Source organism: Burkholderia sp. B10 (assembly GCF_004368385.1).
GTDB lineage: Bacteria > Pseudomonadota > Gammaproteobacteria > Burkholderiales > Burkholderiaceae > Burkholderia > Burkholderia vietnamiensis.
Map to the genome: position 1 here is coordinate 1 of NZ_PQMX01000166.1, position 1,465 is coordinate 1,465.

Below are 1,465 nucleotides of genomic sequence, written 5' to 3' on the forward strand. Positions count from 1 at the left end.
CTTGGGCACTTGGGCACTTGGGCACTTGGGCACTTGGGCACTTGGGCACTTGGGCGCTTGGGCGCTTGGGCGCTTGGGCGCTTGGGCGCTTGGGCGCTTGGGCGCTTGGCGCTTGGCGCTTGGCGCTTGGCGCTTGGCGCTTGGCGCTTGGCGGTCGGCGGTCGGCGGTCGGCGGTCGGCGGTCGGCGGTCGGCGGTCGGCTGTCGGCTGTCGGCTGTCGGCTGTCGGCTGTCGGCTGTCGGCTGTCGATGGTCGACGATTGCGCGACCGTTGGTCGTCTCGGTCATCCCGGCCGTCAGCCGGCCCCATGTCCGCCGTCAATCGACCGTCAACCAGCCCTCACCCAGCCGTTTCACGCAGCTCGTCGCGCACGACTTCCCACAGCGCCCGAACCAGCTTCTGGCGCGGGTCGTCGCCCTGCAGCGCGAGCTTGTCGCAGTAGAGGCGGATATCCATCGTCAGCGTGAACGGATGCGTGCCGCCGCGCGCCGAGCGGTCGAGGCGGATCAGGCTGCCGCTCGCGATCGCGTCCTCGACCGCGCTGTGCGGCAGGAACGCGACGCCGTGGCCCGCGAGCGCCATCGCCTTCAGCCCTTCGGCCATGTCGGTTTCGTACACGCGATCGAGGAACAGCGGCGTCGGCGCATTCGCCACGATCACTTCGGTCATCCGGCCGAGATACGCGTTCGGCGTATACGACAGGTACGGCACGCGCGCCTCGGCGGTGCCCGGCAGCGTGTAGCGCGGCCGGCCCGCGCGCGCCGGCGCGGAAAACGCGCTGATCGGCTCGCTGCCGAGCACCAGCATGTCGTAGCGCGCCGGATCGAGCGCGACCGGGTGGCTCGGATGGTGATAGCCCATCACGAGATCGCAGCCGCCTTCGACGAGCGACAGCACCGCGTCGTGCACGTTCAGCGCGCGCAGCCGCGTGTGGACCTGCCCCATCTTCGCCTCGATCCGCTGCAGCCAGCGCGGGAAATACGTGAGCGACAGCGTGTGCGGCACCGCGAACTCGATCGTGGGCACCGGCGCGCCGACGTGACCGCGCAGCAGCGTGCGCGCCTCGTGCGCCTGCGACAGCATCGTCAGCGCCTGTTCGTAGAAGATCTGGCCGGCTTGCGTGAGCCGCGTCGGATAGACCGAGCGGTCGATCAGCTCGGTCGCGAGCCACGCCTCGAGCGCCTGGATGCGCCGCGAGAAAGCCGGCTGCGACACGTGGCGCAACTCGGCCGACCGGCTAAAGCTGCGCGTTTCCGCGAGCGAAACGAAGTCTTCGAGCCATTTCAGTTCCATGCGGATCGGGCGCGGCGGGCGGCGGGTCGGGGAGAAGCGAGCATTCTACCGGCCGCCGGCCGCACTCGGCCGCAGTCGGTCGCACGCGGCCGGACGCCGCCACGCTCGGCCCGACCGGTTCGGCCGGCCCCGGCCCGCGCCGATGGTAAAATGCCGGATTCTCCTCCCCTCG

Annotated in this window: 1 protein-coding gene; it reads right to left on the minus strand. The window is 70.6% G+C overall.

What is annotated here, in order from left to right; translation table 11 throughout:
• Nucleotides 1-339: 339 nt before the first annotated feature.
• Nucleotides 340-1,293, minus strand: a complete 954-nt coding sequence (locus tag C3Y15_RS31385; RefSeq protein ID WP_011883272.1) for a LysR substrate-binding domain-containing protein — start codon at nucleotides 1,291-1,293, stop codon at nucleotides 340-342.
• Between the last annotated feature and the right edge of the window lie 172 nt (nucleotides 1,294-1,465).